Source organism: Bradyrhizobium diazoefficiens, from assembly GCF_016616885.1.
Taxonomy (GTDB): Bacteria; Pseudomonadota; Alphaproteobacteria; order Rhizobiales; family Xanthobacteraceae; genus Bradyrhizobium; species Bradyrhizobium diazoefficiens_F.
In genome coordinates, this window is the sequence record NZ_CP067102.1 from 888029 (window position 1) to 911432 (window position 23404).

Annotated in this window: 15 protein-coding genes and 1 pseudogene; 9 read left to right on the forward strand and 7 right to left on the reverse strand. The window is 63.3% G+C overall.

Translation table 11 applies throughout. From position 1 onward, the window contains the following. The first annotated feature begins 209 nt into the window (after window positions 1-209). Entirely contained in the window at window positions 210-665 is a 456-nt protein-coding gene (locus JJC00_RS04125) for a cupin domain-containing protein (protein WP_200471479.1), read from the forward strand. A gap of 109 nt (window positions 666-774) precedes the next feature. On the opposite strand, the gene JJC00_RS04130 is transcribed toward JJC00_RS04125, so the two are convergent. From JJC00_RS04130 to JJC00_RS04150, 5 genes and pseudogenes are all read right to left on the reverse strand, one after another. Further along, window positions 775-1296 carry a hypothetical protein gene (locus JJC00_RS04130; protein ID WP_200471480.1) on the reverse strand — a complete coding sequence of 174 codons (522 nt, stop codon included), beginning with the start codon at window positions 1294-1296 and terminating at the stop codon, window positions 775-777. Between the two features lie 65 nt (window positions 1297-1361). Next, window positions 1362-2176, reverse strand: a pseudogene (locus JJC00_RS04135) (MBL fold metallo-hydrolase). 91 nt (window positions 2177-2267) lie between these two features. Then, window positions 2268-2519: an AbrB/MazE/SpoVT family DNA-binding domain-containing protein gene (locus JJC00_RS04140; RefSeq protein ID WP_200471481.1), complete on the reverse strand. Its 252-nt coding sequence runs from the start codon at window positions 2517-2519 to the stop codon at window positions 2268-2270. Between the two features lie 55 nt (window positions 2520-2574). Then, on the reverse strand, window positions 2575-4101 hold the full coding sequence (locus tag JJC00_RS04145; RefSeq protein WP_200471482.1) for a permease: 1527 nt from the start codon (window positions 4099-4101) through the stop codon (window positions 2575-2577). Further along, window positions 4098-4847 carry an ABC transporter ATP-binding protein gene (locus JJC00_RS04150; protein WP_200473974.1) on the reverse strand — a complete coding sequence of 250 codons (750 nt, stop codon included), beginning with the start codon at window positions 4845-4847 and terminating at the stop codon, window positions 4098-4100. The genes JJC00_RS04145 and JJC00_RS04150 overlap by 4 nt, the downstream gene beginning before the upstream one ends. Window positions 4848-5120: 273 nt before the next feature. On the opposite strand from JJC00_RS04150, the gene JJC00_RS04155 reads away from it, so the two are divergent. The 6 genes from JJC00_RS04155 to JJC00_RS04180 all read left to right on the forward strand — a co-directional run bounded on the left by JJC00_RS04155 (window position 5121) and on the right by JJC00_RS04180 (window position 11859). After that, a complete protein-coding gene (locus JJC00_RS04155; protein WP_200471483.1) occupies window positions 5121-5996 on the forward strand; it encodes a branched-chain amino acid ABC transporter permease in 876 nt (291 codons plus the stop codon). Between the two features lie 4 nt (window positions 5997-6000). After that, window positions 6001-7152 (forward strand): branched-chain amino acid ABC transporter permease, encoded by a 1152-nt coding sequence (locus tag JJC00_RS04160; RefSeq protein WP_200471484.1) that lies wholly within the window; start codon window positions 6001-6003, stop codon window positions 7150-7152. Next, the gene (locus JJC00_RS04165; protein WP_200471485.1) at window positions 7149-7907 is read left to right on the forward strand and encodes an ABC transporter ATP-binding protein; all 759 of its coding nucleotides are present in this window, start codon (window positions 7149-7151) and stop codon (window positions 7905-7907) included. Before JJC00_RS04160 ends, JJC00_RS04165 begins: the two co-directional genes overlap by 4 nt. 3 nt (window positions 7908-7910) lie before the next feature. Continuing rightward, entirely contained in the window at window positions 7911-8699 is a 789-nt protein-coding gene (locus tag JJC00_RS04170; RefSeq protein ID WP_200471486.1) for an ABC transporter ATP-binding protein, read from the forward strand. 48 nt (window positions 8700-8747) lie between these two features. Continuing rightward, the gene (locus JJC00_RS04175) at window positions 8748-10586 is read left to right on the forward strand and encodes an AMP-dependent synthetase/ligase (protein WP_200471487.1); all 1839 of its coding nucleotides are present in this window, start codon (window positions 8748-8750) and stop codon (window positions 10584-10586) included. 73 nt (window positions 10587-10659) lie between these two features. Next, on the forward strand, window positions 10660-11859 hold the full coding sequence (locus JJC00_RS04180) for an ABC transporter substrate-binding protein (protein ID WP_200471488.1): 1200 nt from the start codon (window positions 10660-10662) through the stop codon (window positions 11857-11859). Window positions 11860-12048: 189 nt separating this feature from the next. Here the strand turns inward: JJC00_RS04180 and JJC00_RS04185 are convergent, their stop codons facing one another. Both JJC00_RS04185 and JJC00_RS04190 read right to left on the reverse strand, forming a co-directional pair. Next, window positions 12049-13191, reverse strand: coding sequence for a lysozyme inhibitor LprI family protein (locus JJC00_RS04185; protein WP_200473975.1), 1143 nt, complete (start codon window positions 13189-13191; stop codon window positions 12049-12051). Window positions 13192-13277: 86 nt separating this feature from the next. After that, entirely contained in the window at window positions 13278-14030 is a 753-nt protein-coding gene (locus JJC00_RS04190) for a transglutaminase-like cysteine peptidase (RefSeq protein ID WP_200471489.1), read from the reverse strand. 616 nt (window positions 14031-14646) lie between these two features. Between JJC00_RS04190 and JJC00_RS04195 the strand changes: the two genes are divergently transcribed. Continuing rightward, complete coding sequence (locus tag JJC00_RS04195; protein ID WP_433996482.1) at window positions 14647-21030, forward strand: VCBS domain-containing protein; 6384 nt, start codon at window positions 14647-14649, stop codon at window positions 21028-21030. Between the two features lie 77 nt (window positions 21031-21107). Continuing rightward, entirely contained in the window at window positions 21108-23342 is a 2235-nt protein-coding gene (locus JJC00_RS04200; protein WP_200471491.1) for a CHASE2 domain-containing protein, read from the forward strand. The last annotated feature ends 62 nt before the right edge of the window (window positions 23343-23404 follow it).

Here is a 23404-nt window from a genome sequence, read left to right on the forward strand (position 1 = left end):
CACTTTGTCGCACCCCGGAAAAGATCGGTTCATGTGCACGAATTTGCAGCGAAATCTCGACGTTAACCGCTTCGCATCTGCAACTTGCGGCTGATTGTCGGGGGCCGGCGTAAGGAAGAATTAAAAACCGGTCACTAGCGTTCTCAACATCTTTCGAAGCAATCCGGGATTAAGCCCGGTTAATCACATTGTACCTTCTGGGGAAGCAGATGTCGCCGGCATTGATTGAAATCGGTAGTTGTAACGTGGATCTGGAGCTGCGGCCGATCGAGCCGGCCTGGATCATCGAGGGAAACCCGGTCTCGCGTTCGCACATCCTGTCGACCAGCTCGGATGGCACCTCCTCGACCATCATTTGGTCCTGCACCGAAGGCCGCTTCAACTGGTACTATGATTTCGACGAGACGATCATGATCCTCGAAGGATCGATCGTGTTGGAGAGCGACGGCATGCCGCCGAAGCGCTACGGTATCGGCGACGTCATTTTCTTCCGCGATGGCGCGCATGCCAAATGGCATGTCGAAGGCCACGTCAAGAAGATCGCCTTCTGCCGCAAGACCAACCCGGCCGTCATCGGCTTCATGATCCGCGTCGTCAACAAGCTCAAGCGGATGTTCGTCTCGCCCGGCGAGCGGCCGTCCCGCACCCTCATGGGTGCCGGCTAATCTTTTTCAAGGACGCTTCCCAGCGGCCACGACGGAAGAGGGGGCGGGACCAATATCCCGGCCCCTCTTTCGCGTCATGATGGTCGTTCGCTCTCTGGCGACGTTCTCGTCAGCCTTTGCGTCGCTTTGCCCTGACATCCACCACCAGCCGCCAATCGGCGGCCGTCGCCGGCTTGACCTCGCCAAGCCAGTGAAAGGAATCGTCTGTGATTTCAACGAAACTCCAGCGCGTCAGGTCGCCGGCTTCGGTCGTGCCTTCCTGCACGATGTCGTCGCCGCGCGGACGGCCGATCTGCTGACGGAACACCGCGCGCCCAGGGTCGAACCAGGAAATCCGCCACGCGGACATGGAGGAATCGTAAACCCGCAACGTCGTGCCGTACCAATTGCCGGCGATCGGGAAGGCGGGCGCGCCGGCGGGACGGGGAATGATCCAGACGTCCTGGATGGCGCGCCCTTCCAGCACCCAGCCGAAATGGATTTCGCCGGGTGCGGTGTGCTTCGTTCCGTCAGCGCCGTGGGCGGTGATCTCGGCATCCCAATCGCCGACGAAGCGGCCATAGAGCTGAAGCGCCGCCGCATGCTCGGGGTTGGGTCCGTTCGCGTGCAGTAATCTCGCAAAGTCGGTCATGTCGATCTCCTGTTGTCCGGAGATCAGCACGACCGGTCGGCGGCTGACTTGGAGAAAATTGCGCGTCAAACCCCGTCGAGAATGATCACCGTCGGCGTCGACGGGAGCGTATCCCGCGATATCAGCAGAGAGCGCTCGGTGCGGCGGTCGATCTCGAACTGCTGGCCGATGCGGCGCATGAACTCGTCGAGCGGGGCGGCGAAGCGGTGCATCGGCAGCACCACCGAGGCGCGTAAGCGCTTGGTGATCTCCGAGACGCCGTCGAGCGACATGGTGTAGGTGCCGTCGATCGGCACCATCACGATGTCGAGCCGCCCGATCTGGGCGAAATGGCTCTCGTCGAGCTTATGATGCAAATGGCCGAGATGGCCGATGCAGAGGCCCGCAACCTCGAAGATGAAGATCGAATTGCCGTCGCGGATCATGTCGGCGCCGGAATCGTCACCAAAGTAGCGGCGGATGTCGGTGGTGACGTTGCGGATGAAAGTGTCGCCGATGCGTTCCGACACGATAGCCGGCTTGCCGTCCTCGCCCAGCCGTGCAGCACATGGGGAATGCGCTTGTCGGGATTGAGAGAATAGTGGGTGCTGTGGGCCCGGTTCATGGTGACGACATCGGGCAGCCGGCCGACCTGATAGGCGCCGCTGTAATCGGTCGCGATGCGCACACCGCCCGGCGTGTCGATGAAATAGGTGGAGTGACCGGCATAGGTGATCTCGACCTCGGCCGCGACCGCCGCCTGCCGGAACGCGACCGGCATGGCGCGGGGCGCCGCATTCGCCATCGCCAGGCATTCGCTGCGCTGTGGCGGCTGTTGGGCGAGGGCAGGGGAGAGACATGCGCTCAACAGCGCAAATGCCGCCGAAACTAATCGCCACATGTCCAGTCCCCGATGACGTCAGGGAAAGTCTAGCGTGCAATGCCGCGCGTGGCCAACAGGACGCGATCAACAGCGCGTCAGTGCCGCAGGTCTACCGTTCGCCTGCCCAAGCCGCAGCGACGATTTCATTCATTTCCTCGATCGAGAGAGGAGGGCCTTTCCTCTGCGTGCGCAAGAAGCCAAAAGCGTCTGAAATCTTGCCCTTTGATGGCGCTCTCAATTCAACGCTTCCGTTCGGAAGTTCACTTGCGACGAGCATATCGCCCGGCTGCACACCAAGGTGCTTGAGCAACTCGGCGGTCAGCGTCACCTGCCCTTCAGCGGTCACCTTGAATGTCTGCATTTCCCATCAATAACGCAGAATGGACTGGCCTTAAAGAGACAAATGAGCGCTGCCCTCATTCCCGTCTTGGGCTGAACCTCCAGGTGATGGCAACCAGGCCCGCGGTGATCAGGCCGCTGACGATGCCGGCGATCGGGAGCGTGAGCAGCAAGGCAGCGGTGGCGGCCCAGCCAATCGAGGAGAAGGCTTCGGCGAAGGTGGCAAGCCGTGACGAGGTCTGGCGGCGGCGGAATTGGCTGCGCCGGGCCTGGACCCGGAACCAGAGCTGGATCGCTGTGGCTGAGGCGGCGCTGATGATGATCATGGCTGCCGTAACCGCAGCCTGGAATGGCGAGGCGAAAGCCAGCGCGGCCACCAGCGGGCTGAAGATGATGGCGATCGCGATCAGCACCACCTCGATCTTGGCGCGGATGACGCTCGTGGGCGTCAGCGGCGCTGTCGCGACCAGATCAGGCGCGTCTTCGCCGGAGATCGTCAGCCAGGCGAGCCCGCCGGCGAGCTGGCCCGCGGCCATCACGATGACCGGCGAGATCAGCGTCAGCGCGGCAGAGCTGTCGGCAAAGCTGCGCCACAGCAGCAGCGCCGGCGGCACCAGATAGAGCAGCTGCATCAGGGTCTGCGAGATCAGCCAGGGATCGCGACAGAGCAGCACGAATTCCTTGCGCCGCAACGCCTGCTGCCGCGACCCGCCGCGGAACGGACGTTCCTTCGCGCGCTTGCGGCCGGACGTGCCATAGGCGGCGGCGTCGATCGCGGTGTCGGCGAAGCGGCCCGAGAAGATCGCCATGACGCATCCGAGCAGCACAAGCCCGAGCGCGAGCAGCAGCAGCAGCGCCTCGCTGTCACCCATGGTCGCCCGCGCCGGCCACCACCAGATGCTGTCGACGTCGGGTGCATGGGCGGCGAGGGTGCCTGACGTCAGGATGGTGAAGCGCGACAGCGTGCCGTAGGAGATGATCGCGGCGACCTGGAGCGCGATCACGAAGCCCGCGCCGATGATCGCGGCCAGGATCTGAGCCACGAACCGCGTGCGCGCCGGACCGATCAGGCCAAACAGCAGGATGGTGACGGCAATCGCGATCGCCGCGGCCGACAGGCCCATCGCAATGACGACGCCGAAGGCGGCAAGCCACCGCGCGCCGCCGCCGATCACCAGCACGTCGATGAAGGGCGTCGAGAACAGCAGCGCCATCACGGTAACGGTAAGCGCGATCGCGGCGATGCGCACCGAGAACAGATTGGCGAGCCGCGCCGGCGAGGACATGATGAGGTCGAGATCGGCGCGGGCATAGAACACCCGCGTTACGGATTCGATCGCTTGCGACAGCATCAAGGTCCAGGCGAGAAAGATCGTCGCCGAGATCACGATCAGCGAGGATTTGTCGAGCGGCAGTTGCAGATTGGCGAAACGGCCGATCACGGCCCAGGCCGGCACATGCAGCAGCGCGGCGAAAAACAGCAGGCCGATCACAGCGGCACGGGCGCGCCTGCGCCGGCCGCCCGTCATCATGGCGAACCATTCGCGCCAGGCGAGCCGAAGCTCGTGACGTGCAAACCAGGAGAGCGCGGTCGCCGAACTCATGCAGCTTCCTGGAGCGTCACCAATGCGATGAAGAGATCTTCCAGGCTGGTGTCGGCATGGCCGTTCTGCTGACGCAGCTCGCTCAGCGTGCCCTCCGCGACCAGACGGCCCGAGGCGATCACGCCGATGCGGTCGGCCATGCGCTCGGCCACCTCGAGAATATGCGTGGTCATGATAATCGTGCAGCCGGCCTGAACGCGCTCGCTCAGCAGGCCCTTCACATGGCGGGCGGAGATGGCGTCGAGCCCGGTCAGCGGCTCGTCGAGAATGATGAGGCGGGGATCGTGCACCAGCGCGCCGGCAAGCGCCACCTTCTGGCGCATGCCCTTGGAGAACCCTTCGCAGCGTTCGTGGCGGTGCGATTCAAGCCCGAGCGAGCTCAGGAGCTCCTCGGCGACCGGTTTCGAAGCGGACGGTGCGATGCCCCAGAGGCCGGCGACGAATTCGAGATATTCGAGCGGAGTGAGCTTGTCATAGATCATGGGCTCGTCGGAGACCCACGCCATCACCTGCTTGGCGGCGACCGGATTTTGAAGCGCGTCGATGCCGAAGATCGAAACGCCGCCATCGTCGGGTCGCAGCAGGCCTGCAACCATGCGCAAAGTGGTGGTCTTGCCGGCGCCATTGGGGCCGACCAGCGCATAGAATTCGCCGGCATGGATGGTGAGATCGAGGCTGTCGACCGCCAAACGGTCAAAACGCTTCGTTAACCCTCGGACTTCCAGCGCCGAGCTGTCCGGCTTCATGACGGCCACACCATCCGGTTTTGCATCGGTCGCGACCATGACTTGAAGATGTTTCGGCACCGTGAATCGCGCTGCCGCAAATTCCGCTTCCGACTTCGACTGCGCCTTGGACTAAAGGCAAGTCACCGTTTGTTGACAGGGCTTGGCGGTTCAGGCTGAATTGGCGCCGGGACAAAGGGCAGCTCACGCGGTGAAACGACCGCGTAGGGGCTGGACACAAGATGCGGCAAGGCGGTCGTCAAGAACCGCAGGTTGCATCCGGAGGACGCGGCGATGCTGGATTTCGTTCAGCAGCTGGTCAGCGGTGTTGCGCTCGGCTGTGTCTACGGCCTGATCGCACTCGGCTTCGTGCTCGTCTACAAGGCCACCGAGGTCGTCAATTTCGCCCAGGGCGATCTGATGATGCTCGGCGGCTTCTTCGCCTTCACCTTCATCGGCATGATGGGCCTGAACTACTGGATCGGCTTTGCCGGTGCGGTGGCCGCGATGGCGCTGTTCGGCATGCTGGCGGAGCGGATCGTGGTGCGGCCGATCCTCGGTTATCCGCAATTCTCCATCATCATGGCCACCATCGGCCTCGGCTATTTCCTGCGCTCGGTCGCCGGCATGATCTGGGGCACCGACGATTTCAAGATCGAGACGCCGTTCAGCCAGGGCGTGCTGCGCATCGGATCGCTGGTGCTCGCCCATGACAAGCTCTCGGTGATCGCGGCGACCGTCATTCTCTGCGCGCTGCTCTGGCTGTTCTTCAACAAGACCACGCTCGGCACCGCGATGCGCGCCAGTTCCGAGAACATGCTGGCGGCCTACTACATGGGCATTCCGGTCAAGCGCGTGGTGTCGATCGTCTGGGCCATCAGCGCAGCGGTCGCGACCTGCGCCGGTGTGCTGCTGGCGCCGATCACTTTCATCCACTCCAATGTCGGCCTCGTGCTCGGCTTGAAGGCGTTTCCGGCCGCCGTGCTCGGCGGCTTCGGCTCGATCCCGGGCGCCGTCGTCGGCGGCGTGCTGATCGGCGTGATCGAGAGCATGGCCGGGTTCTATCTGGCGGAAGGCTGGAAGGACGTCGCGCCCTATATCGTGCTGCTGGCCGTGCTGCTGCTGAAGCCCGAAGGCCTGTTCGGCCTGCACGCCCGCAAGAAGGTCTGAGCGCATGCGCTTCCTGTTCAAGACCGACTATGAGGACGACATCAAGCTCTTCCCGCATTCAGGCCATGTCGTCTCCTATGGCCTCTTGCTCGCGGTGCTGCTGATCGCGCCTTACGTGCTCTCCAGCTATCTGATGAGCCAGCTGGTCTTCGTCTGCATCTATGCCACCGTCGGCGTGGCGCTGATGATCCTGACCGGCTTTACGGGACAGGCCTCGCTCGGGCACGCCGCGTTCCTCGCGATCGGCGCCTACACGGCCGCCTACTTGCAAAAATACAATGTCCCGTTCCCGGTCTACTTCCTTGCCGCCGGCGTCCTGACCGGCTGCATCGGCGCGCTGGTCGGCTTTCCGGCTCTGCGGCTGCAGGGCATCTATCTCGTCATCGCCACGATCGCGTTCGCCTTCATCGTCGAGGAGATTCTGGCGCGCTGGGAGAGCGTCACCAACGGCAACGAGGGCCTGCGGGTCAAGGCGCTGTCGCTGCTTGGCGTGACGGTCTCGCGCGACAGCCCGACTTTCTATTTCCTCTGCCTTGCCGTGCTGGTGCTGACCATCGTCGGCACGCTCAATCTGTTGCGCTCGCCGACGGGCCGCGCCTTCGTCGCGATCCGGGACTCGGAGACCGCGGCGCGCAGCATGGGCGTCAATGTCGCGCTCTACAAGGTGAAATCCTTTGCGATCTCGGCCGCGATCACCGGCTTTGCCGGTGTGCTGTTCGCGCACAAGCTCTCCTTCATCTCGCCGGAGATGTTCACGCTGCAGCTCTCGATCGAGTTCATCATCGTGATCCTGATCGGCGGCACATTCAGCCTGCACGGCGCCGTGCTGGGCGCGATCTTCATCGTGATGATCGATCCGTTCCTGACGTATCTCAAGGACGACATGCCCGGCATCATCGCCGGTATCGCCGCGACGTTCGGCGCGGGCACGGCGACCGCGGCAAACATCCAGTCCAAGGTCGCGGCCTTTGCCTCGCTGAACGGGCTGAAGGGCGCGATCTACGGAATCATCATCATGCTGTTCGTGCTGTTCGAGCCGCGCGGCATCTACGGCCGCTGGCTGAAGATCAAGCTCTTTTTCCAGCTGTTCCCGCTCTACAAGCGCGCGACCTTCAAGCGGCAGAAGATCTATGTCAAGTCGGAGCGGAACCGATGAGCTATTTCCGCGCCGAGAACCTGTCACTGCATTTTGGGGGCCTCAAGGCCGTCGATGCGGTGTCCTTTGCGGTCGAGAAGGGCGAGATCCTCTCGATCATCGGGCCGAACGGCGCGGGCAAGAGCTCGATCTTCAATCTGATCTCGCGCATCTACCGGCCGACCTCGGGCCGCATCTTCTTCGAGGACCAGGACATCACGGAAGAGCCGCCTTACGACATCGCCAGGCTCGGCATCGCCCGCACCTTCCAGAACATCGAGCTGTTCGAGAATGCGACGGTGCTGTCCAACCTCCTGGTCGGGCGCCATCGGCATTCCACCACGCAGCTCTGGCAGGAATTGCTGTTTCTGCCGAGCGTGCGCGCCAACGAGAAGGTGCATCGACGCCGGGTCGAGCAGGTGATCGAGTTCCTCGATCTCGAGCCGTATCGTGATAAATTGATCTCGGGCCTGCCCTACGGCGTGCGCAAGGTGATCGAGCTCGCGCGCGCGCTCTGCTCGGAGCCGAAGCTGATCCTGCTCGACGAGCCGTCCTCCGGCCTCAACGTCGAGGAGACCGACGACATGTCGTTCTGGATCCGCGACATGAAGAGCGAGCTCGGTGTCACCGTGCTGATGGTCGAGCACGACATGTCGCTGGTCAATCGCGTCTCGGACCGTGTCATCGCGCTGAACTATGGCCGCGTGCTCGCCGTGGGCTCGCCGGCCGAAGTGCAGCAGCACCCCGATGTCGTCGCCGCGTATCTGGGAGCGTGATACATGGATGCGACCCCGGCGCCCGAGATGATCTTGAAACTCTCCAACATCGAGAGCTATTACGGGCCGATCATGGCGATCCGCGGCATCTCGCTGGAGGTGCCGCGCGGCCGCATCGTCACGCTGCTGGGCGCCAACGGTGCCGGCAAGACCACGGTGCTGAAGACCATCTCGGGCATTCTCGATCCGCAAAAGGGCGCGATCGAGTTCATGGGCAAGCCGATTCAGCGCATGGAGGCCGACCGCATCGTGCGGCTGGGCCTCAGCCATGTGCCGGAGGGACGCGAGGTGTTCCCGTTCCTCTCGGTGCGCGAAAACCTGATGATGGGCGCCTATCCGCGCAGCGACCGCGTCGGTGTCGCGGACGATCTGGAGCGCGTCTACGGCTATTTCCCGCGATTGAAGGAGCGCATCAATCAGCCGGCCGGCCAGCTCTCCGGTGGCGAGCAGCAGATGCTCGCGATCGGCCGCGCGCTGATGAACCGGCCGACGCTGCTGCTGCTCGACGAGCCCTCACTCGGCCTGTCGCCAATCCTGGTGAAGGAGATCTTTACGATCATCCGCCGGGTCAACGAGGAGCAGGGCATGTCGATCCTGCTGGTCGAGCAAAATGCGCGCGTGGCGCTGGAGACCGCGCATTATGGCTATGTGCTCGAGATCGGCCGTGTCGTGATGAACGATAGCTGCGCTCGCTTGATGCATTCGCAGGACATCCAGGAATTTTACCTTGGCGCCAAGGAAGCCGGCGCGCGAGGCGAGCGGCGCTGGAAAAAGAAGAAGACGTGGCGATGAAGACTTGGCGATGAAGAGTTGGCGCGAAGCGGCAACGAGGAGACACGCATGGCCCGACCGGCGGTGTTGACGGTCGCCGACACGATCGCGAGAAGTTTCCTGCGCGCCGCAGAGGTGCGCGGCGACAGGCCTGCGATCCGCGAGAAGAAGTTCGGCATCTGGCAGCCCACGAGCTGGCGCGACTGGCTGCAAATCTCGAAGGAGATCGCCTACGGTCTTCGTGCCACCGGCTTCGTGCCCGGCGACGTCGCGTCCATCATCGCCAACGCCGTGCCCGAATGGATCTTCTCCGACATGGGTATCCTGTGCGCCGGAGGCGTCTCGTCCGGCATCTATCCGACCGACGCGTCGGCCCAGGTCGAATATCTCATCAATGATTCCGCGACACGGGTGGTCTTCGCCGAGGACGAGGAGCAGCTCGACAAGATCCTGGCTTGCCGCGCGCGCTGTGCCAGCCTGCAACGGATCGTCGTGTTCGACATGGAGGGCCTCTCTGGCTTCTCCGACGACATGGTGATGTCGCTGGACGAGTTTCGCGCGCTCGGCCGCAACCATATGGTCGGCCGCCAAGCACTGTGGCAGGAGATGATCAACAGCCGCAGCGCCGGTGATCTCGCAATTCTCGTCTATACCTCCGGCACCACAGGCCCGCCCAAGGGAGCCATGCATGCCAACCGCAGCGTCACGCACCAGATGGGGCACGCCAACGACTTCATCCCGGCGCGGGAGGACGAGGACCGGCTGATCTTCCTGCCGCTCTGTCATGTCGCCGAGCGCGTCGGCGGCTACTACATCTCGGTCGCGCTCGGCTCGGTGATGAACTTTGCCGAGAGTCCCGAGACCGTGCCGGACAATCTGCGCGAGGTCCAGCCGACCGTGTTCCTCGCGGTGCCGCGCATCTGGGAAAAATTCTATTCCGGCATCACGATCGCGCTGAAGGATGCGACGCCGCTTCAGCAATGGGTCTACCGCCATGCAATCAAGATCGGTTATCGCATGGTCGACTGCCGGATCGAGGGCAAGGCGCCGTCGCTGGCATTGCGTATCGCCAACCGCGTCGCCTATCAGTTGGCCTTCCGCAACATCCGCCGCATGATCGGGCTCGACCGCTGTCGCATTGCCTTCACCGGCGCGGCGCCGATCGCGCCGGACCTGATCCGCTGGTATCTCGCGCTCGGCATCGACATTCACGAGGTCTACGGCCAGACCGAGAACTGTGGCGTCGCGACCATGATGCCCGCGTCGCGCATCAAGCTCGGCTCGGTCGGCAGGGCGGTGCCCTGGGGCGAGGTCGCGCTCTCGCCCGACGGCGAGATCCTGATCAAGGGCGACTTCCTGTTCATGGGCTATCTGAACCAGCCCGAGAAGACGGCGGAGACCATCGATCCTCGCGGCTGGCTGCGAACCGGCGACGTCGGCACCATCGACAATGAGGGGTTCGTCCGCGTCACCGACCGGATGAAGGACATCATCATTACCTCCGGCGGCAAGAACATCACGCCGTCGGAGATCGAGAACCAGCTCAAATTCTCGCCCTATATTTCGGATGCCGTCGTGATCGGCGACAAGCGGCCCTATCTCACCTGTCTCGTGATGATCGATCAGGAGAATGTCGAGAAATTCGCCCAGGACCACGACATCCCCTTCACCAATTACGCCAGCCTGTGCCGGGCCAGGGAGATCCAGGACCTGATCTGGCGCGAGATCGAAGGCGTCAACGCCAACTTCGCCCGCGTCGAGACCATCAAGAAATTCTACCTGATCGAGCGCCAGCTCACCCCGGAGGACGAGGAGCTGACGCCGACCATGAAGCTGAAGCGCAATTTCGTGAACAAGCGCTACGCGGCGGAGATCGATGCGATGTATCTCGCGCGCGCGGTGGCGTGAGGCGCAAGCAAACAGCGAAGCGGTGACGGCCCCGCCCTTCGCATCATACGGGCCCCAAGGAGAGGAGACGTCAATGTCGAGATCGTTGAGAGCGTTCGGCCTTGCTGTGGGTGCGGTGGCGCTCACCTGTCAGCCGTCCCTAGCGCAAACCAAGGTCACCAATGAAGGCATCTCGGCCAGCGAGATCGTCATCGGCACCCATCAGGATCTGTCGGGTCCGATCAAGGTCTGGGGCGTGCCGGTTTCCAACGGCATGAAGATGGCGGTCGAGGAGATCAATGCGGCCGGCGGCATCCAGGGGCGCAAGATCAGGATGATCCTGGAGGACAATGGCTACGATCCGAAGAGGGCGGTGCTGGCCTCGCAGAAGATGGTCGAGCGCGACAAGATCTTCGCGATGATCGGACCAATGGGTTCGCCCACGGTGCTTGCCGCCCAGGATATCCTGTTCGACGCCGGCGTGCTCCAGCTGTTTCCGCTGACGGCGGCCGAGTTCACCTTCAAGTTCGACCCGGCCAAGCCGCAGGAGCGGCTGAAGTTCAACAATTTGCTGCCCTACGTCGAAAGCACCCGTGCCGCGCTGAAATACATGATGGAGTGGAAAGGTTTTCAGAAGCCCTGCATCATGCATCAGGACGACGAGTACGGAAAGAACGTGCTCGACGGCTTCAACCAGCAGCTTGCCGCGATGAAGGTGCAGCCCGCCTCGATCACGAGCTACAAGCGCGGCGCATCCGATTTCAGCGCGCAAGTGGCCAAGATGAAGTCCGACGGCTGCGATCTGGTCGTGCTCGGCACCGTGATCCGCGAGACCATCGGCGCGATGGGCGAGGCGAAGAAGCTCGGCTGGGAGGTCACCTTCCTCGGCGCCACGCCGACCAATGTGCTGGAGGTGCCGACGCTGGGCAAGGAGGCGGTCGAGGGTCTCTATGCGGCATCAGGCTTCGAGATTCCTTACGAGGACACCGCCAAGGGCAAGGTCCACGACTGGCTGATCAACTACAAGAAGATGTTCAACACCGACGCCAACACGCAGGCGATCATCGGCTACAACGCGGTGATGACGTTTGCGTTCTACGCGGACAAGGCCGGCAAGGATCTGACCGGGCAGAAGATGCTGGACTCGCTCGAGGCAGGCGAGAAATTCCTCGACATCTTCAACTCGCCGCCGACCAAATTCTCCAAGACCGACCACCTCGCCAACACCATCACCCAGGTGCAGCAGGTCAAGGGCGGCCGCTGGGTGCTGGTGAAGGACAATCTGATGTTTTGATGGCTTCGCGGCTCTCGCCGCCTGCTCAGTGTACCCTCTCCCCTTGTTGTGGGAGAGGGTGGCTTCGCCATAGCGAAGCCGGGTGAGAGGTCTCTATCCTCACGAGCAGTAGAGCGAATGGAAAGAACCCCTCATCCGGCGCGCTCACGCGCGCCACCTTCTCCCACAAGGGGAGAAGGAAGAAGAACCTCACGACCCCCCGCCAGCGGTGCCCGAGTTCACCGGCGCCAGCGCGTCTTCGCGGCAACGCCAGCCGTCGGCGGCTTTCACGAAAGCAAAGGTCCGCTGGATCCGCAGGCGGCGCGTGACGTTGAAGGCGGCTGCGGCGCGCTCCTTGTTGCCGGCTCCCGGTTGCGGCCGGCCGGTGCTGGGGTCCCAGCAGGTGCCGGTGCAGGTCGAGGCGACCTTGCTGCAGGCGGTGAACGGTGCCAGCACGACCATCTCGATCTCGCCGGTGACCTGCGCCTCCTGATCCGTCACCTGGCTGTCGAGCGCGTAGACGCGGTTGATGCGGAGGAAATTGCCGCACGAATTGGCGGCGTGGATGCGCGCGGCGCAGAAGTCGACGGCATCGGTGTCGGGCTCCTTGGCCGCGACCTGCCGGCCGAACACTTTCTTCGGATCGCCCTTGGCGGCCGCGATCTCGTCGGTCTTGCGCTTCAGATAATCGGCGAGGCAATCTTCCGCGGAGCCAAGCTCCTGAAGCGGCACGTTCTCCTTGCCGACCAGATTGCACTTGCGATCGCGCTCTCGCGTCCAGCGGCCGTATTCGGCGAAGGCAAAGCGCGCCGCGGTCGGGTCCAGCTTGCCGATCAGGCCGAGCACCTGGCTGTTGAGCTCGGTCTCGGTGAGCGCCAGCGACGGGTCTGCGCAGATCAGCGCGCCGGCCGCGGTGTTGGCCGCGAGACAGTCGAAATCCGGATCGCGCACGATCGCGGCGCGATCCTCGGTCACCTTGAGAAGGCAGGCCTTCACCCGGTCAAAATCCTCAGCGCGGATCGCGGTCTGGCCGACGATGCCGCAGCCGAGATTGCGTTGGCGGATCCAGATCGCGTTCTCTTCGATGCCAGGCAGGCGATCCGGCAGCCGGGCGAGCCGCGCCTCGACAGCGGTGCTGAGCTTTTCGGCGGCGACAGACAGCTCGGGATCACCGCAGAACAATTGATTGCCGGGGTCGCGGATCTGTTGGCAGTTGTTCCCGGCGAACAGCGGCAGCCTGTCGGCCACGGAGCGATCGGATGTGCCGGATTGCGCGAAGCCTGGTGCCGCAGGCCAACCCAGCACTACCGGTAACGCCAGCAGCGCAAGCACAGTCAGCACGATCAACCGCATTCCAATTGCCCCCAGCATGGCCATGGCCATGCTAGCGTCCCGGATCGTGCGGCGAAATGGGTTTGTGGCGGGTGGTTGCGGCGAGGTCAGCGCGCCTCGGCCTCGGCCGACACCATCGACACCCGCTGGCTTTCGCCGCGCACGGGTTCGCCGACATATTTCAGCACGGCGGATTGGTAGAGCACGTACAGCGGCTGGTAGTTGCGCGCGTCGTCATCCTCGACCATCGCCATGCGGCGGTTATCCAGCATCAGCCAGTGGCCGTCGAGCTTTGCCGAGGCAACCGCATGGCCTTCGCCGTTGCGGGTATCGCGCACCACGACGAGGCGAAGGTCCTCCGCGGCGACACCGGCAAGCCGCAACGCGGCCAGCTTGGCGATGGCGTAATCTTCGCAATCGCCGGCGCCGCGCTGGAAGGTCTCGAGCGGCGAGCTCCAGATGTCTTCGGCACCGTCATTTTCGGCGCGGATGGCGAGGTTGATGGCACGGTTGGTTTCGCCGAGCAGCGCACGGCCGTCGTGGCTGCGGGCCTGGTCGACGATGGCGAGCAGTTTCAGCGCCGCAGGCGAGGCGCAATTGTCGCGGTCGCCATCGCACAGCGCCAGCTGCACCATGTCGCCGTCGAGCCTCTCTTTCAGCGCGAACCATTTCTGCCGCAGGCCGCCGGTGGAAATGGCGAAGGCGAACACGCCGAACGGCTCGGCCGATTTGCGCACGAGCACGCCAGCGCCCGGCGACAGCAATGTGCCGGCACGAAGGTCGGCGGCCGATCCGACCAGGATCAATCCGCACAGGACAAGGACAGCGCGCCAGGCGCGCGAGCGAGCAGCGGTCTCCATCTGACATCCCCTTATCCGGCTTCGCCAGGTCCCCTTCGACCTTGACGTGCCGGGCTTGTTGCTTTCGCGGAGATAGTGCGAGGTGGGCCGTTTTGTTCTGCTTAACGCGCTTGGGCGGGGCGCCAAAACCGCTGGGCAGGCTGAACCGGGCCTGCGCAAATTGCGTAAAATTTTACGATTCGCTGGCTAGGAGAGGCCGCGCCGCCGCGAAATGGCGCCAATTGGAGGCAGAAGTTGTGGGCGCGCCGATTCTACGTCTATGGCTAACGACCGGCTATTTCACGGGTTCTGTTAGCTGGATCACAGATTTAACTCCGTATTTGCCGCAGGATGCTGCGGGGAACCACGAAGGAAAGATGACGCAAGTATCTGTCGCCAGATCAGTGCGGCTGATTACTTTAGACGACTGAAAATGTGCGCAATAAGCCGGATTTGACCCCAAAATATTCGGAAAAATACCTGAGCTTATCTATGGATGTCGCTATAGGCATAGTCATGGGCGGCCAAGTGATGCGAAATCACACAAGCAATAGATGGTTTCGCTAAGGACTTGGTAATGATATGCAAGCTTAGGCGGTGGATTACTTCTTAATAATTAACCTTTTTCGGTGCTTGATTGAATTACGCTGGCAAATTTGACGCCGCGCTCTCTTTGGTTGGCCCGGGTTCCCGCCCGGCTGCCTCAGACCATGTCGATTCCTTTACCGCCAAGGCGCATGGCCACGTGCCCGACGGCGCGGTCGTCGTTGCCGACCCCAATCTGATCTTTCACGGTGAGTTCAAGCGCACGGGTGTCGATCTCGTGCTGTCGCACGACGGCCATGAGGTCGTCGTTCACGACTATTTCAGGGGCGACAAGCGCGCGGCGATCGCCTCGCCTGATGGCGCCCATCTCACCGGCGATATCGTCAGCGCGCTCACGGGTTATGTTCAATACGCGCAGGCCGCGCCCGGCGCTGCCGCGGCGCAGGTGATTGGCCACGTCACCAAGCTGACCGGCAGCGCGACCGCGATCCGCAACGGCGTCTCGGTCATCCTGAACAACGGCGACAATGTCGAGAAGGGCGACGTGGTCTCGACCGGCTCGGATTCGACGCTCGGCGTCACCTTCATCGACGGCACCGTGTTCGGCCTGTCCTCCAACGCGCGGATGGTGCTGAACGAGATGGTCTACGACCCCAACGGGTCGAACAATTCCTCGCTGCTCAGCCTGGTCGCGGGCACCATCACCTTCGTCGCCGGCGAGACCGCCAAGCACGGCGACATGAAGATCGACACGCCGGTCGCCACCATGGGCATTCGCGGCACAGCGGTGCTGACCGAGATCAATTTCGTCGTTCCCTCCGGCGGCGGCGATCCGCAGCCGCAGGCGAACTTCCAGGTGCTGGTCGAGCCGAACGGCACCACCGGCTCCTACATCCTGTTCGACAAGCTGACGCTGCTGCCGATCGCGACGGTCAACCAGGCCGGCCAGATGATCCAGATCAGCGGCGGCAACGTCTCGGTCACCAATGCGCTGCTGTCGCCGGACGTGCAGAAGCTGATCACCGACGTGTTCACGCTGAAGTTCACGGACAACAACACCAACACCAAGTTGACCACGAACTTCACCGACACCATCACGCAGAACGGCAACATCGTCTTTATCAAGACCGACACCGGTGCCACAGCGACCGCGACCTTTACCAACACCGTCAACAATGGCACCGGTCCTGGGCAAGGTGGGACGGACAAGGGGGGCGACCGCTTTCCCGGCCCGCCGCAGGCGCGTAGCCTCGATGCCGACGGCAATGTGACGTCGTCGTTCAAGCTGACCGAGCATGCGAACGCGACCGCCGATCACTTGGATGCAACCGGCGACACCGTCGGGCCCGACATCCTCATCTTCCGGATCAACTTCGTCGACCAAAACCTGGGCGACCGGCCGACGGTGTCGGTGAACCTCGCTGACGCACCGAACTACGTCTACATGGACGCCGGCCATCACGACGTCACCGGCTCGCTCAGCGCTCTCCAGAAACAGGACATCGCGGCAACGCAGATCCAGATCAACGTGGCCGCCGACGGAGGCAACAACAATAACGGCTCTGCGACCCTGACCTACACGATCCCCGATCACACCTTCGACTTTCTCGCGGCGGGCGAGACGCTGACGTTGACTTACATGGTCCACGTCAACGACAATTTCGCAGTCCACCCCGAATCGACCGACATTCCGATCACGATTACGATCGCGGGTACCAACGACAAGCCCACCCTGGCGACGTCGGGCGGCACCGTCATCGAGAAGATCGGGACCGGCAACACTGCGCTGGACACCATTACCGGTGCAGTCACCTTCACCGACGTCGACCTGACAGATCGCCCGATCGTCGGCGCGGCGCTTTCGACCACCCAGCCGTTCAAATATCTCGATGCGCATGGCCACGATATCACGGCATCGCTGACGCCGGAGCAGCTTGCCGCAGTCGTCGCCGTCGAGGTGCCCTTGACGGTGGTGCAGGGCGCGGGAAACAGCAACAATGGTTCCGCGACCTGGACATACAGTGTTCCCGACCACTTGTTCGATTTCCTCGCCGACGGTGAGACGCTGGTCCTCAATTACGTGGTTCAGGTCGACGACGGGCACGGCGGCGTCGTCAGCACGCCGATCACAGTGTCCATCAATGGTGCCGATGTCAGCGTCAAGGGCACCAACGACGTGCCGACGATTGTGGCGACGTCGACCACTCCGACCGGCGCAGTCAAGGAGGACGCGGCGGCGACCTTGTCGGCTGGCGGCACCATCACTTTCAACGATCCCGATCTGACGGACACTCACACCGCGAGCTTCGCTCTGAAATCGACGGCCTCGAGCGCGCATCTGCCCGGCTTCAACGACAACGCTTCTCAAATTGGCACGTTCGCGCTCGCGGCGGTGCGCGAGAATCCCGGCGTCAGCACAGTCGGGTCGGTTGGCTGGAGCTTTACGCTCGACGACAAGGATCCGGCGCTGCAGTCACTGGCCGAAGGCCAGACCATCACCCAGATCTACACCGTCACGATCGACGATCATCATGGCGGCACAGTCACCCAGGACGTCACGGTCACGATCACCGGCACCAACGACGCCCCGACCATCACCAGCGATGCAGCCGCCGCCAAGGGCGGGGTGACCGAGGATGCGGCCACGCCGACGCTGTCGACCGGCGGCACGCTGGCGATCCAGGACCTTGACCTGATCGACACCCACACCGCCGCGGCGGTGTTCAAGTCGTCGGCCTCGAGCGCGCATCTGCCCGGCTTCAGCGAGGGCACGGGCCATATCGGCAGCTTCACGATCGATCCGTCGGTGACGGAATCGAACAGCGACACCGACAACGGTGCGACGCTGGGCTGGCACTTTACCCTCGACGACAACGACCCGGTGCTGCAGTCGCTGGCCGAAGGCCAGACCATCACCCAGATCTACACCGTCACCTTCACCGACAATCACGGTGCGCAGGTGACCCAGGACGTCACGGTCGTCATCACCGGCACCAATGATGCGCCGACCATCACGAGCGATGCGGCCGCCGCCAAGGGCGGGGTGACCGAGGATGCGGCCACGCCGACGCTGTCGACCGGCGGCACGCTGGCCATTCAGGATCTCGACCTGATCGACACTCACAACGCCGCGGCGGTGTTCAAATCCTCTACATCAAGCGCGCATTTGCCCGGCTTCAGCGAGGGCACGGGCCATATCGGCAGCTTCACGATCGATCCGTCGGTGACGGAATCGAACAGCGACACCGACAACGGTGCGACGCTGGGCTGGCACTTTACTCTCGACGACAACGACCCGGTGCTGCAGTCGCTGGCCGAAGGCCAAACCATCACCCAGGTCTACACCGTGACCTTCACCGACAACAATGGCGCGACGGTCACCCAGGACGTCACGGTCGTCATCACCGGCACCAATGATGCGCCGACGATCACGAGCGATGCAGCGGCCGCCAAGGGCGGGGTGACCGAGGATGCGGCCACGCCGACGCTGTCGACCAGCGGCACGCTGACCATTCAGGACCTTGACCTGATCGACACCCACACTGCCGCGGCGGTGTTCAAGTCGTCGGCCTCGAGCGCGCATCTGCCCGGTTTCAGCGAGGGCACGGGCCATATCGGCAGCTTCACGATCGATCCGTCGGTGATGGAATCGAACAGCGACACCGACAATGGCGCGACGCTGGGCTGGCACTTCAGCCTCGACGACAACGACCCGGTGCTGCAGTCGCTGGCCGAAGGCCAGACCATCACCCAGATCTACACCGTCACCTTCACCGACAATCACGGCGCGCAGGTCACCCAGGACGTCACGGTCGTCATCACCGGCACCAACGACGCCCCGACGATCACAAGCGATGCAGCCGCCGCCAAGGGCGGGGTGACCGAGGATGCGGGGCTGACGCTGCTGGTCGGTGGTATGCTGGTTATCCAGGACCTCGACCTGATCGACACTCACACCGCCGCGGCGGTGTTCAAGTCGTCGACGTCGGCCGCGCATCTGCCTGGCTTCAGCGACGGTACGGCGCTCGGGACCTTCACGATCGACCCGGCCGTGACCGAGTTGAACGCCGACACCAACACCGGTGCCACGCTGGGCTGGCATTTCAGCCTCGACAACAGCAATCCCGTGCTGCAATCGCTGGCCTACGGCCAGTCCATTACCGAGGTCTACACCGTCACCTTCACCGACAACCACGGTGCACAGGTGTCGCAGGACGTCACGGTCACCATCAACGGCGCCAACGACGCACCGACCGTCACGAGCGATGCAGCGGCCGCGAAGGGCGGGGTGACCGAGGATGCGGCCACGCCGACATTGTCGACCGGCGGCACGCTGGCGATCCAGGACCTCGATCTGATCGATACTCACACCGCCGCGGCGGTGTTCAAGTCGTCGACGTCGGCCGCGCATCTGCCTGGCTTCAGCGACGGTACGGCGCTCGGGACCTTCACGATCGACCCGGCAGTGACGGAGCTGAACACCGACACGGGCAATGGTGCGACGCTCAGCTGGCATTTCAGCCTCGACAACAGCAATCCCGTGCTGCAATCGCTGGCCTACGGCCAGTCCATTACCGAGGTCTACACCGTCACCTTCACCGACAACCACGGTGCACAGGTGTCGCAGGACGTCACGGTCACCATCAACGGCGCCAACGACGCACCGACCGTCACGAGCGATGCAGCGGCCGCGAAGGGCGGGGTGACCGAGGATACGGCCACGCCGACATTGTCGACCGGCGGCACGCTGGCGATCAAGGATATCGATCTGATCGACACGCACACGGCCGCGGCGGTGTTCAAGTCGTCGGCCTCGAGCGCACATCTGCCCGGCTTCGACGACAATACGCCGCTGGGGACCTTTACGATCGACCCGGCAGTGACCGAGCTGAACACCGACACGGGCAATGGTGCGACGCTCGGCTGGCATTTCAGCCTCGACAATAGCAATCCGGTGCTGCAATCGCTGGCCTACGGCCAGTCCATCACCGAGGTCTACACCGTCACCTTCACCGACAATCACGGTGCACAGGTGTCGCAGGACGTCACGGTCACCATCAACGGCGCCAACGACGCACCGACCGTCACGAGCGATGCAGCGGCCGCGAAGGGCGGGGTGACCGAGGATGCGGCCACGCCGACATTGTCGACCGGCGGCACGCTGGCGATCAAGGATCTCGATCTGATCGACACGCACACGGCAACATCGGTCTTCAAGTCGTCGACATCGACTGCGCATCTGCCCGGGTTCACCGACGGCACGTCTCTCGGCACCTTCACGATTGATTCGGCGGTGACCGAGGTCAACACCGACTCCAACAACGGTGCGACGCTGGGCTGGCACTTCAGCCTCGACAACAGCAATCCCGTGCTGCAATCGCTGGCTCAGGGCCAGTCCATCACTGAAATCTACACGGTCACCTTCACCGACAATCACCATGCGTCGGTCACGCAGGACGTCACCGTCACGATCCACGGCGCCAACGACGCCCCGACCTTGACCAATGTCGACGCGGGCACGCTCACGGACACGGCGGCGCCCGATCATTTCGCCGCTCTCACCGGAAAGCTGGCCGGAACTGATGCCGACGCCGGCGAGACGGCGACGTTGACCTACGCCGCGGTCAATACGGCGCACCATGCGGTAACGACGGTTGCGGGCCAGTATGGCTCGCTGACGGTCAACTCCGACGGCACCTACAGCTACGCTGCGGATGCCGAAGCCATCGACGCGCTGCCGGCAGGCAACTATTCGGACACCTTTACCGTCCAGACCACGGACGTCCACGGCGCCGTGGGCACGGCGACGCTCACGGTGGGCGTGACCGGTGCGGACGATGCGCCCGTGCTCAATGTCGACAATATCAGCGTGATCCAGCGTGACGACGAGCAAATCGTCGTTCACGGCCTCAAGATCACCGATGCCGACGCTGCTGCGGGTGAAACCTTCACGCTTCACGCGGCCACCGCGGCTTGGGGCAGCAATGTCAGCCCGTCGTCGGGTGCGGGTTCTCTTGCCAACATCAATACGAAGCTGGGCACCCTGACCTACAATGAAGGCCGCGGGGAACCTTCGACCGACAAGGTCACGCTGACGGTGGCCGATGGTCACGGTGCGACCGACACGCTCAATTTGATCTTCAATCTCCGTGAAGAGGGGCAGGAGAACAATGTCGCCCTTACCGGGACGACCGGAAAGGACGTGTTCTTCGGAACGGTTGGGCGCGACCAGTTTGTGTTCGCAGCCAACTCGAACCGCGACACGATCGTGAACTTCGGGCCCGGTCACGACCATATCGACCTGTCGGCAGTCGTCACGACCCACGACGTTTCCGTCTGGATGAGTCAGCACGTGGCGGCCTCGCCGATGAATTCGGCGGATACCCTGATCACGATTGATGCGGCAGACACCATCCTCCTGAAGGGTGTCACCGCCAGCAGTCTCCACGCGAGCGACTTCATCGTTCATACCTGAGGATTTTGGACGTTACCGGTCGCCTGCATACCCGGCCGGAACTGCCATTCATCGTCAAAGCGTGATATCCGATCTGAATGAAACGTCTCAAAATCCTGCGCCGGTGGTTTGCGCGAAAGTTCGGCTTTGCGCGGATGGTCTGCCTCGGGCTGCTCGTCGTCTTCGCCGGCTTGCGCCTCTGGGATCCGCCGCCGGTCCAGGAAATACGGCTGCGCACTTTCGACATGTTCCAGCTGATCGACCCGCGCGACAAGAAGGGGGTGCGGCCGGTCACCATCGTCGACATCGACGACAGGAGCCTCGCCAAGTTTGGCCAATGGCCGTGGTCGCGGACACGGATCGCGGACATGATCATCAACCTCACCAACAACGGTGCGGTGGCGATCGGCTTCGACGTGGTGTTTTCAGAGCCCGACCGGCTCAATCCGGATTTGGTCGCGAGCCAAATGCGCTATCTTGACGACGCCACCCGCACAAGGCTGCGCGAGTTGCCGAGCAACGACCAGATCCTCTCGGATGCGATCAAGCGCTCGCTCGTGGTGCTGGGCGAAACCGGGCAGCCGAAGGTCGGCTCCGAGCTCGACAAGACGCTTCCCTTCACCGGCGTCGCGACGGTCGGCGAAGAGAACGCCGAAAAGTTTCTGTTCGAATTCCCCGGCCTGCTGCGCAACGTGCCCGTCATCGAGAAGGTCGCCGCCGGTCGTGGCCTGTTCTCCATCAAGACCGAGCGCGACGGCTTTATCCGCCGTGTGCCGATGATCATGCGTGCCCAGGGCAACATCATGCCCTCGCTCAGCCTCGAGATCCTGCGGGTCATCACCGGCACGCCGACGCTGCTGGTGAGGACCGATAAGACCGGGATTCGGGCGATCCGCCTCAAAGGCATGGAGATCCCGACCGACAAGAACGGCCAGCTCTGGGTGCACTATGCCCGCCAGGACCCTTCAATCTATGTGTCGGCCGCCGACGTGCTCGACAACAGCATCTCGCCGAGCAAGATCGCCGGCAAGCTGGTGCTGATCGGCACCTCCGCGGCCGGGCTGTACGACCTCAAGACCACGCCGGTGTCCTCGACCATGCCCGGCGTCGAGATCCACGCCCAGGTGCTCGAAAGCGTGCTGAGCGGCGCGGTGATCTCCCAGCCGAACTACGCGCTCGGCGTCGAGCTGCTTGCCGCGCTGATCATCGGCATTCTCGTCATCATCTTCACGCCGAACCTCGGCCCCGTCCGGCTCGTGCTCGCGGGCGCGATGTTCGCCGCCATCCTGATCGGCACGTCCTGGTTCTACTATTGGCGGTACCGCTACCTCATCGACTTCACCTATCCGCTGCTGTCGACCACCGCGATCTATCTGACCTTCATCTTCGCGAGCTTCGTGCGCGAGCAGCGGCAGCGGAAGGAGATCCGCGGCATCTTCGCGCAATACATGTCGCCCGTTCTGGTCGAGCAGATGGCGCAGTCGCCGGAAAAGGTCGTGCTCGGCGGCGAGGAGCGCGAGATGACCATCATGTTCTCCGACGTGCGCGGCTTCACCACGATCTCGGAGAGCTACAAGCATGATCCGCAGGGGCTGATCGTGCTGATGAACCGCTTCCTGACGCCGCTCACCGACGTGATCATCGAGGAGAAGGGCTACGTCGACAAATACATGGGCGACGCCATCATGGCGTTCTGGAATGCCCCGCTCGACGATGCCGAGCACCAGGTCAACGCCTGCGAAGCCGCGATCCGGATGCTCGAGAAGATCGACGTGGTCAATAGAGAGCGCGAGCAGGAAGCCGCCGATGGCGGCCACGTCTATATCCCGCTCAACGTCGGCATCGGTCTCAACACCGGCATCGGCGTCGTCGGCAACATGGGCTCCGACCTGAAGAAGAACTATTCGGTGCTCGGCGACAGCGTGAACCTGGCGTCACGCCTGGAAGGCCAGACCAAGGAATACGGCTTTCCGATCATCGTCGGCTCCCGCACTGCGCTCGCCGCCAAGGACAAGTTCGCGATCCTCGAGCTCGACTTCATTATGGTCAAGGGCAAGAGCGAGCCGGAGGTGATCTATGCCATCGCCGGCCGCGAGGATGTGATGCAGTCGGGTGCGTTCCAGCGCCTGCGCAACATTACCATCGAGATGCTCGGCTGCTATCGCAACCGCGACTGGCACGGCGCACTCGACGCCATCGAACGCGGCCGCCGCAGCGAGGATGCCGACACGCTGGAAAAGCTGTTCAAGCTGTACGAAGCCCGCATCAAGGAGTTTCGCGCCAATCCGCCGGCGGAAGGCTGGACGGGGGCGTATGCGCTGCTGACGAAGTAGTGTTGTTGCTTGTAGGGTGGGTTAGCCGCGCGACCGCGCGAAGCGCAGTTCGCGAGGCGTAA